Origin of the sequence: Rhizobium tibeticum (assembly GCF_900110205.1) — a bacterium.
GTDB classification, from domain to species: Bacteria; Pseudomonadota; Alphaproteobacteria; order Rhizobiales; family Rhizobiaceae; genus Rhizobium; species Rhizobium tibeticum.
In genome coordinates this window covers 74,093-83,638 of the sequence record NZ_FOCV01000015.1, presented here as the reverse complement: position 1 = coordinate 83,638, position 9,546 = coordinate 74,093, and the positions used below count along the sequence as shown (strand labels likewise).

Here is a 9,546-nt window from a genome sequence, read left to right as displayed (position 1 = left end):
CTATTTCGCGATTGCCCATGCCAATCCGCTCAGAGCACGAGGAGATCATAATCGGCGATCTGCACGACCAGAAGATCATCGCTTTCAACGGGCAGATCCTGTCGTTCGCCTGGACGACGAGATCGGCAAGACGGACGAGGAGGCGATTACGGCCGCGGCCAGAGAGCGCTGAGGCAAACTGATCGACAAGGCAAAGACATATTCGGGGACACTCCAAATGACACGGGACATCGTTCCCGTGATCATGGCCGGCGGGAAGGGCACCCGCCACTGTCGCGCGCTGCAGCGCCGAAGCAGTTCATCAGCGACAAACACTTTTTCCAGGAGGCGCGAGTGCCGGCATCGGAAAAGTGTCGGAGGTAGAAGCCGGGACCTGCCAGCGCATCGCGCAGTTGCCGCAGTCTCAGGGCTGGCATCCCTGAAGTCCTTGATAATCAGGATGCCTCGCCGAGGCGCGCCACTCCATGGTCAAGCAGGTGGCGACCAGCGATCTCGCCCCCTGAGCCCGACAGACAGACCATGAAGCCCACTTTCTCCAAATTTCATGGCCAGTAAGCACTCGACGCATCTCTTCCTGAACCGGATATGTTTTTTCCGATGGATTGCACGGTCATCGAGCGCTCGCGCCCCAACCGCGCCCTATTTCCTGCCACGGTGGGCGCTTTCTTGCCAAATGAGATAGAACACGCCCCCGACATAGCCTACCTGCATCAGGACGAGGCAAATGAGGCCGTAGTAAAGTGCCGTGGTGACACTGTGGTAGTGAAAGTAGCAAAACAGGCAGAACGCGGCCACGACCAACAGCATTCTGACATAGACGCCTGGAGCACGCATCATGGCCGTGAAGCGAGCCAGCTTGGTCGTATCGCTTTTAAAGCCTCGTTCTATTCCTCTATTCAAAATCTTTGGGATGTGAGGCGCAGAGCTTGGCATCGGGAAGTCCTCCATGGTGCAGAGCATCATTTTTGCTGTTTGAAGACCGGTGGCCGTTCCTTAGCAAAGCGGTTGTCGTTCGCCACAGATCGCTTTCCGTCAGAATAATAAAGCAGAGCGATCCGACGACGAATATCGGTGTTGTATACTTGCAAGATGACGTGGTTATAAATATAAATGCGAAATCAATAAGATGTCAACGCGGAAAGATTCTGATCATTGTTGCTTGAGGGTGATTGAATATTGATCGAGACGATGAATGATTTATCCCATTTTTGCTCGCCTTCGACTTTTTTCGTCTATAAATTGTCGCAACACAATTTATACCTTCCCAAATTCGAACAAACGCTTAGTGTGCGTCGCAACATGGCAACGTCGTCAGTATCCGGTGAGAGAGGATGAGCGTTGAGCCGATAGGACTATTCACGCTGGCGTTAGGCCTTTTCGGCCTCGCACTCGGATACGCGTCAACCGCCATGATTTTCGTGGTCTTGACCGTATTCGGATCGGCCGCGGCGGTCATCGCCGGCTCGGCGAGTATTCCGCCTGCGCACCTGTTTCTGCTATTTCTTGCTGTGTCAACTCTTACCAATCGGAGACGCTCCGAGATCGCGGTAAAAATGCTCGGCTTCGGCAAGGCGGGCTTTTGGCTGGCGTGCCTTGTCGTTTACGGAGCAGTGACTGCCTATTTTTTGCCGAGACTGCTTGCGGGACAAAGCTGGATCATTCCGCTTGGCATATCTGAATACCCGTCAACGGGCGGCGCCGTTCCGCTCGGGCCCGTATCCAGCAATTTCACGCAGACGATCTATCTGATCGCGGACCTTTTATGTTTCTTGTTCATTGCCACGGTCGGGTCAACGCGTGCGGGCTTCAATGCGCTTGTCAATGGGCTTATCGCCTATGCCGCCTTCAACGTGCTGTTTGCTTTGCTCGACTTGGCAACGAATGCGACGGGGACGCAGGAACTGCTCCAATTCATGCGCAATGCGCAGTACACTTTCCATGAAAATGACAGCGTCAACGGCATGAAGCGCATCGTTGGCTCGTTCCCGGAGGCATCGGCTTTCGCGGGGACGACTTTGGGCGCACTTGGCTTTACCGGCACACTGTGGCTTTGTGCGAGAAAGAACCCTTGGACAGGCCCGCTTGCCTTCGCGTCACTCGTTCTGATCGTTCTGTCGACGTCCTCCACCGGGCTTGTCGCAACACCGGTCTGCTTGGTGATCCTCTATTGGACAGCACTCTTCCGATGCGGTGTCACGCGTGGAAGCCGTCATGCCACCGCCTTCGTGCTGGTTGCTCCAGCGATCGTGGTCGTGATCACGCTCTTCGTGATCCTTCATAAGGACCTCTACCAGGACATTCGCGACTACGTCGACGTGCTGGTGTTCAATAAGGCGACGTCGAATTCGGCAGCAGAGAGAGGATCTTGGAACACCTACGGATTGCAGAATTTTTGGGATTCTTCCGGACTTGGCGTCGGACTGGGCACGGCGCGAACCTCGAGCTTCCCAATAGCCGTATTGTCCAATGTCGGCGTGCCGGGCGCGCTCTTTTTCCTGTTGTTCACGCTATCGGCCCTGGTACGGGTGCCTGGCCCCGCGCGAACGTTTGAGTCCGACGTGCGGCTGGCCTCGCGCAACGGGTGCCTATGCCTCCTCGTTGGAGCATGCGTGGCCGGCCCCACGGTTGATCTTGGCTTGCACTTTTTCATTCTCGCCGGCTTGGCAAGTTGCAATCCCGCGCAGGCTCCTTTGCCCGCACCCCGCCTGTCTCTTCGAGGAGGATCCGGTCAGCCGGCTGATCTCGAAAACGCTTTTGGGCCGCGGCCACCGACAGCCAGTCCACGGTCAGGCAGCTCCAGCGACCACCCTTTGACCGCCCCAACCAATCGAACAAGACACTAACACGCTTGGCGCCTGACAGATCGCGGATGAATTTTCCGGATCGTCGCGCTCCGGGAGCCTTCGGCGTATCGCTGCTTCTCGTTCTTCTTTCCGATAGCGAAATAGGCAAAGCCATGCTTGGTCACTTCGGCGACGGGATAGATATTGCGCAGGTCGACGATCGTCGGGGTTTTCACGAGCGACTTCATCCGCTTGAGATCGAGCGCTCGGAATTCGTCCCATTCGGTGACGATGACGATGGCGTCGGCGTCTTCGGCGATCTCGTAGGGGTCGTTGCCATAGGTGATCGAGCCGATGACCTCCTTCGCCATCTCCATGCCTTCCGGATCGTAGGCGTGGACGTTGGCGCCACCGTCCAGCAGCGCCTGGATGATGGTGATCGATGGCGCGTCGCGCATGTCGTCGGTGTTCGGCTTGAAGGTCAGGCCGAGGATGGCAATCTTCTTGCCGCGAACAGTGCCGTCGCAGGCGGCGATGACCTTGCGGCCCATGGCGCGCTTGCGGTTGTCGTTGATTGCGACCGTCGTCTCGATGAGGCGAACCGGGCTGTCATGATCCTGTGCGGTCTTGACCAGCGCCAGTGTATCCTTGGGGAAGCACGAGCCGCCGTAGCCGGGGCCGGCATGCAGGAACTTGTCGCCGATGCGCTTGTCCATGCCGATGCCCTTGGCCACCTTCTGCACGTCGGCGCCGATCTGCTCGCAAAGGTCGGCGATCTCGTTGATGAAGGTGATCTTCATTGCCAGGAAGGCGTTGGCCGCGTACTTGATCAGCTCGGAGGTGCGGCGTTCGCAGAAATAGAGCGGTGCCTCGTTGAGGTAGAGCGGGCGATAGACCTCGCGCATGATTTCCACGGCGCGCGGTTCCTCGGTGCCAAGGACGATGCGATCCGGGCGCTTGAAGTCGGTAATTGCGGCGCCTTCGCGCAGGAATTCCGGGTTGGAGACGACGGAAATATCCTTCTCGGGGAATTCCTCGCGGAAGATGCGCTCGATCTCGTCGCCGGTGCCGACAGGAACCGTTGACTTGGTGACGACGACAGTAAATCCGCAGACCGCCGCGGCGATCTCGCGGGCGGCGGCATAGACGTAACTCAGGTCGGCATGGCCATCGCCGCGCCGCGACGGCGTGCCGACAGCGATGAAGACGACCTCAGCCTCCGCAACGGATGCCGCCAGCTCCTTGGAAAAATCCAAGCGACCGGCGTTGCGGTTATGGTCGATGATGTTATCAAGGCCGGGTTCGAAAATCGGAACCTTGCCGGCTTCGAGGGCGTCGATCTTCGCGGCGGACTTGTCGACACAGGTGACATGGTGGCCGAAATCGGCGAGGCAGGCACCGGAGACAAGGCCGACATAGCCCGAGCCAATCATCACAATACGCATGGGTACATTCCCTGGGACAGCAATGGTGCAATGCGTGCGTTGGCCGTTATCGATAGGCCTGGAAGTAATCAACCCGCATCTCGGTGCTCAATTGATCTGGTCTTAAGTCTTTTGGGTAGGGAACGTCGCTGCGAAGAGCCAGCGTAAGAAGCGGCCAGAACACATCGCCGTCGACGTCGAGCTCACCCGAGCGGTGAATTGGCCAATTGGCGGGCAAACCCGTCCGCGTGTCGATGACGGGCTTTCTCTCGAAATACGGCACGCACTTTGTTTCGTCGACAAGTATACCATACCGGCAATAGCCTTGCGTCATATCGACGTCTGTCGTCACGCCCGTACCCTCGTGATGCTGTCCGGGGTCACCCCACTCGTGTAAATAGGCACCGTAGACAGTGGGCTCCCACCCCTTATGCTCCACAACATCCAGTTCGATGCTGGTCTTTGGCGCCAGAATACTGTGCCGGTTCATGAGCCAGAAAGCCGGCCAGGTCAGCGGATGCCTGGGAAACAGCATCCTCGCCTCGAAGTAGCCCGTGCGCCACCCCTTACTGACGACGCCGTCCCTGCGGGCGGTCTGAAGGTTGCCCGATATCCATTGGAATTCGCTTAAGGTGTTGCCGTAATAATGTGGAACCGACATGGTCTCGCCGATGTATTTGGCCGAGATTTGTAGCGCCTTGCCGTCCGTCGCCTGTGGATCGTCGATGATTGCGTAGGGGTTGAACCCTTCCTCGCCATCTTTTCGCGCAAATGCCGAACGTCCGTAAAAGCCGGGGTCGGCGGTGTTTGCCTTCGGCCCCGCGTTCCAAATCGCCCAGTTGATCCTGTTGAAATTGTCATCGAAGACGAGCTTTTTTCCAACCGTCGGATCCGTCGTCGCCGCACGCGCCGATCGATAATGCAGGCCCATGCTGATGCCAAAGAGAACAGTGGACGCCTTGACGAAGCGTCGTCGGGATAAGCTCTGTTCCTGCATCTGAAACCTCATCGCTTGGGAGTCATCATTGCACACTAGCGTGCTGCAGCGCGCAGTGCATCGGCGTGGATGTCCAAGACGTTTTCGATGCTGAAGCGGTCGATGAACGCTTGCCGGAATCGTGCGCTCGCCCTTTCTGCATCGAGATGATCACAATAATAGACCATCGCGTCGACCAGCGCCTTGCCCCCATCGGCCGCCACCAGGCGCCCAAGACGCTCATCGATCAGAATATCGCTGGGTCCGAACTCGCAATCTGTGGCAATAACGGGTAAGCCGAAACGCAATGCCTCGCAAATGACAAGTGACCAGCCTTCCCAGCGCGACGTCGACACGTATATGTCGCTTGTGGTCAGAGCTGGTTGAGGATTGTCAGGATGGTGCTCAATGGTCGCGACATCATCGAGTCCAAGACGCCGAATAGCGTGCCGCAATTCCGGTTCGTTTGCGCCGTGTCCGACTATTTTGAGCCTGACGTTCTTGCGAACCTTATAAAGTTCGGCAAAAGCCTGGAGCAGGATGTCCTGACCCTTTTGGTGAGAAAATCGACCGACATTCACAAACGTCACACGACCATCTTCCCCGCGAACGACGCCATTGTCGATTCCTTCGAATTTGCGAACCGGATTTGGAACCCAATACAGCGGGGTAGGGCCGGAGAACATTGACCTGAAGGATTCGAGCTGTCGCGGCGACGTCCCGAATATGCACGAGGTGCGCCGCAGAAAAAAAACCTTCATGAGAAAGAACAGGATGCGCGCCTTCATGTGGCTGCGTTCGCGTTGAGGATTGCCATGCAGGTGAACGGCAAAATTCCGCCTCAGGCCGATACATGAGGCCATCGCAATGACGGCAGGTTCGATCTGTGGCACCACGACAAGGCTGTAATCCTTGCTTTTAATGACGTCCCGGAATGTTTGCATTAGCTCCAGTCGACTGCGCGGACGTCGATCGATGGCATTGTACATGCGCGTCGCAGGTCGGTTGTTGTGGCTCGTCGTATAGAGCACGTCGATCTCAAAATCGTTGCCATATCTTTCAGTGAGATTGCTGCAGATCGTATCCACAACGCGTTCAATTCCCGCAAAGGAATGCGTGCCAGGCTGGATGTAGAGAATCTTGCGGCGGGCGTCGGGCAGAACGGCATCACTCCGTCTCAATGCGTCAGCTACTGCTTCCATCTTTCTACGTCCTCTTGAACCGATCGATTTGCGTAGTTATGGTATAGGAAAGTTATGTCAGAAAATGCTGGGAAACGCCCTTAATCGAGCCGCTGTCATTTGACTGTCGGAACGAAGAAATATTGTTGGCTTGCTGGAATAGTTATTCATTGCAGTGCGAAATGCAACAATAAAGGTGCGCAGTACGATGGCTATTATTGATTTGCAGTCGGCGGGCGGGGCGACTGTACTTCCTGTTCTCAAATGTGATTTGTGCATTGTCGGGTCTGGTCCGGCAGGAAGTACATTGGCACAGGAGCTTTCCAATTCGGGCCTGAAGGTCGTCCTTCTGGAAAGCGGCGGACTGGAGCGCAAGTCCGACATTGACGCCCTTGATGATATTGAGAATGTCGGGCGGCCGCGCGCAAAGGACCAGTGGTCGGTTCGCAACCGTATCCTCGGTGGAAGTTCGCACACTTGGGGCGGGCGATGCGCCGGCTTCGACGCGATTGATTTCGAGGAGCGAGCCTGGGTGCCCTTCTCGGGTTGGCCGATCGAGATGCAGGATATGATCCCCTATCTCGATCGCAGTGCGGGCTACCTTGGCCTCGTCGTCGGAAGCGGTTTCAGCGATCAGCGATTCTGGGCGATTGCAAACAAAAAGCCACCTGAAACGAACGTTGATCCGTCACTCCTACTGCCGTTTTTCTGGCAGTTCAGTCGCGACGATGCCGAATCTTATCCATTCGAGTACATGCGCTTTGGCCGTCATCTAGCTGCACGTCTCGGCAAAAACATTACGCTCGTAACCGGTGCGACCGTGCAGCGCATCGTGGCGACCGAAGCGGCGTCGGCTGTGCGCGGCCTCGAATTTTCGACGCTTGACGGCCGCAAGCACATGCTGGCCGCTTCGGCGATCGCGCTTTGTGCCGGTGGTATAGAGAATGCCCGCATCCTCCTGAATTCGAAGAAAGGCAATCGTGCCGGTCTCGGCAATGATCGCGACCAGGTCGGGCGCTATCTTATGGATCATTTGCGCGGACCAACGGCATTTTTCAAGCTGGCCAGCTCCGAAGCCGTGCAACGCCGTTTTGGGCGTTACAATGTCAAGGGTCGTTTCTTCCGTGCCGGCCTGAGGCTGAGCCCCGACATCCAGAGACGGGAAGCGCTCCTTAACTGTGCCGCATGGCTTGGCGAGGACATCGCGCCAGATGATCCGTGGGACGCGCTCAGACGCTTTGCCGGCCGCTCACCGCGATTGCCGCGGGACGCCATCAGCCTGATCATCAATAGCGGGCTGATCATTCGTGGAGCGAGGGACTACTTCGGGGCTCGAAATGGTGTTCCGCGCAAGTTGGAGAACCTGACACTGGACTGCATGTGCGAGCAAGTCCCGGATGCCAACAGTCGCGTCACCCTGTCTGATCGGCGCGATCGCCTTGGCATGAGGCTGCCAAGGGTTGATTGGCGCAGCCATCCTGACGAGGCTCGCACCATGCATCGGATGGCCGAACTCGTGGCAGCCGAATTGGCCAGAATAGGGCTACCGCAACCAACGCTCGCCGATTGGGTGCGTGACAGGGCCGAAATCCCTCAAAGTTTTGTCGATGTCGCCCACCCAACGGGTACGACGCGTATGTCGTCTGATCCCGCCAAAAGTGTCGTCGACGCCAATTGTGAGGTTCATGGCGTAAGAGGCCTTTTCGTTTCCGGCAGTTCTGTCTTCCCAACAGCAGGCCATTGCAATCCCACGCAAATGATTGTCGCGATGGCGGTTCGACTGGCTGACCATTTGAAAGCCAGGATGACAAGATCGGTCCCAGCCAAGGTGACCGCCAATGCTGGCTAACACAGTTCTTGTGACCGGTGCCACAGGTCGCATAGGACGGATTGTGGCCGCCGATTTGCTCGAGCGCGGCTATCGTGTACGGGCGACCACATCGCGCCCACAAGCCATTGGCGCGGGCGAAGGGGTGGACTGGCGAAAGGTCGACTTTCTCGGAAATCCCGACTACGACGACCTGGTCGCTGGCTGCGACGCCATCATTCACCTTGCAGCTGAACTCGGCAAGAAGGACCGTATGAAGCAGGTCAACGTGGAGGCGACACGAGCCTTGGCCGCTGCTGCGGAGCGGGCGAATGTTCCCGTATTTTGCTACGCGAGTTCGGTGTCGGTCTACGGGAGTGGCCGATCAATTAACGTGGACGAGGAATCCGAAGTTCTGACGCCTGATCGCGACGTCCGATCCGAGTATTGGGCACTTGACTACGTGCGCGAGTATGGACGCACCAAGCTTGCCGGCGAATTGGCGCTGCGCGACGTGGCAAAAAAGGTTCGGTATGTGATCCTTCGCCCAGCCGTCGTGGTCGATATTTCCCAAATGGTTAGTGTGCGTGACTGGAATCCGGTAAAACGCATGCTTGCTGCTCACCGCCATGCCCATCACATCTATGTAGGCGACGTCTCCGATGCCTTCATCTGGTTCATGCGTCGCGGCATTGCGGGGCAGTCACGACCAGGCAGCGTCAGCGTTTACAATCTGGCGGAAGACGACTATCCGACACCCCGCCACGTTGACTTCATGCGGAAAGCCTTCGCGGTCACCGGCGATCATCGCTTTCGCACACTCGCCTTTCCCTGGATCGCGGATTGGATGCACGACTTCCTTCGCTTTCGAACGCTTCCATTGAGGAGCCCGCTCTGGCGAATGCGGTTTTCGAACGAACGGCTCAAGGCAGAGGGCTATCGTTTTCGGTATGGAATGGCAAAAGCCGAAGAGCTTGCGCTGGGACGGCTACGCCTCGAAACGCACCATCGGCCGTCGCAGGGGCTCGGCGAAGAGCCTGCTTAATCGGCAGAATACTTGGAGTGAACTTTGCGGGAGGTACGCTCATTGTTCGCGCGCCGGGCATAGAGAAAAAAAAGGACGCCGTGAGTAAAGACGTAGCCGGCCTCAAGGACAGCGGCAAAGATCAATCCCCATCCAATCGCGTGCAGAAAACTGCTGCCGGTGGCATAGCTCGCGACCCCACAGGCAATCATCACGGCAATAACGACAAGGGTAAAAACGAGAATTGGCATGCGCAGCGCGCAGACCGCACCGATCACAAATGAAACAAGAAGCGCCCACGCCATATGGTTGCTCCGACCTCCGTCCCTAACCCGCGCATCTATCATCTGA

General features: G+C 57.2%; 8 protein-coding genes. 4 read left to right on the top strand and 4 right to left on the bottom strand.

What is annotated here, in order from left to right; all coding sequences use genetic code 11:
• Window positions 1–585 precede the first annotated feature (585 nt).
• Together BSG20_RS38845 and BSG20_RS17720 are read left to right on the top strand one after the other, a co-directional pair.
• Window positions 586–1,041, top strand: a complete 456-nt coding sequence (locus tag BSG20_RS38845; RefSeq protein ID WP_167371576.1) for a hypothetical protein — start codon at window positions 586–588, stop codon at window positions 1,039–1,041.
• Window positions 1,042–1,331: 290 nt separating this feature from the next.
• Entirely contained in the window at window positions 1,332–2,843 is a 1,512-nt protein-coding gene (locus BSG20_RS17720; protein ID WP_072377411.1) for a hypothetical protein, read from the top strand.
• Here BSG20_RS17720 and BSG20_RS17715 read toward each other — a convergent pair.
• From BSG20_RS17715 to BSG20_RS17705, 3 genes are read right to left on the bottom strand one after another with little or no spacing between them, the layout of a single operon-like run.
• Window positions 2,840–4,228 carry a UDP-glucose dehydrogenase family protein gene (locus BSG20_RS17715; protein WP_244551812.1) on the bottom strand — a complete coding sequence of 463 codons (1,389 nt, stop codon included), beginning with the start codon at window positions 4,226–4,228 and terminating at the stop codon, window positions 2,840–2,842. The genes BSG20_RS17720 and BSG20_RS17715 overlap by 4 nt on opposite strands.
• Before the next feature lie 46 nt (window positions 4,229–4,274).
• Window positions 4,275–5,204: a glycoside hydrolase family 16 protein gene (locus BSG20_RS17710; protein WP_072377415.1), complete on the bottom strand. Its 930-nt coding sequence runs from the start codon at window positions 5,202–5,204 to the stop codon at window positions 4,275–4,277.
• A gap of 35 nt (window positions 5,205–5,239) precedes the next feature.
• The gene (locus BSG20_RS17705) at window positions 5,240–6,385 is read right to left on the bottom strand and encodes a glycosyltransferase (RefSeq protein ID WP_072377417.1); all 1,146 of its coding nucleotides are present in this window, start codon (window positions 6,383–6,385) and stop codon (window positions 5,240–5,242) included.
• 286 nt (window positions 6,386–6,671) lie between these two features.
• Here BSG20_RS17705 and BSG20_RS17700 point away from each other — a divergent pair, with 286 nt between their 5' ends.
• Together BSG20_RS17700 and BSG20_RS17695 are read left to right on the top strand one after the other, a co-directional pair.
• Window positions 6,672–8,213: a GMC oxidoreductase gene (locus tag BSG20_RS17700; RefSeq protein ID WP_244541356.1), complete on the top strand. Its 1,542-nt coding sequence runs from the start codon at window positions 6,672–6,674 to the stop codon at window positions 8,211–8,213.
• Window positions 8,203–9,216, top strand: a complete 1,014-nt coding sequence (locus tag BSG20_RS17695) for an NAD-dependent epimerase/dehydratase family protein (RefSeq protein WP_072377421.1) — start codon at window positions 8,203–8,205, stop codon at window positions 9,214–9,216. The genes BSG20_RS17700 and BSG20_RS17695 overlap by 11 nt, the downstream gene beginning before the upstream one ends.
• Here the strand turns inward: BSG20_RS17695 and BSG20_RS17690 are convergent.
• Window positions 9,213–9,500 carry a hypothetical protein gene (locus BSG20_RS17690; RefSeq protein WP_072377423.1) on the bottom strand — a complete coding sequence of 96 codons (288 nt, stop codon included), beginning with the start codon at window positions 9,498–9,500 and terminating at the stop codon, window positions 9,213–9,215. The genes BSG20_RS17695 and BSG20_RS17690 overlap by 4 nt on opposite strands.
• Window positions 9,501–9,546: the final 46 nt, after the last annotated feature.

Coding starts and splice junctions, on each gene's coding strand:
- BSG20_RS17715 (WP_244551812.1), bottom strand. CDS start 4,228: ATGCGTATTGTGATGATTGGCTCGGGCTATGTCGGCCTTGTCTCCGGT.
- BSG20_RS17690 (WP_072377423.1), bottom strand. CDS start 9,500: ATGGCGTGGGCGCTTCTTGTTTCATTTGTGATCGGTGCGGTCTGCGCG.
- BSG20_RS17710 (WP_072377415.1), bottom strand. CDS start 5,204: ATGCAGGAACAGAGCTTATCCCGACGACGCTTCGTCAAGGCGTCCACT.
- BSG20_RS38845 (WP_167371576.1), top strand. CDS start 586: ATGTTTTTTCCGATGGATTGCACGGTCATCGAGCGCTCGCGCCCCAAC.
- BSG20_RS17705 (WP_072377417.1), bottom strand. CDS start 6,385: ATGGAAGCAGTAGCTGACGCATTGAGACGGAGTGATGCCGTTCTGCCC.
- BSG20_RS17720 (WP_072377411.1), top strand. CDS start 1,332: ATGAGCGTTGAGCCGATAGGACTATTCACGCTGGCGTTAGGCCTTTTC.
- BSG20_RS17695 (WP_072377421.1), top strand. CDS start 8,203: ATGCTGGCTAACACAGTTCTTGTGACCGGTGCCACAGGTCGCATAGGA.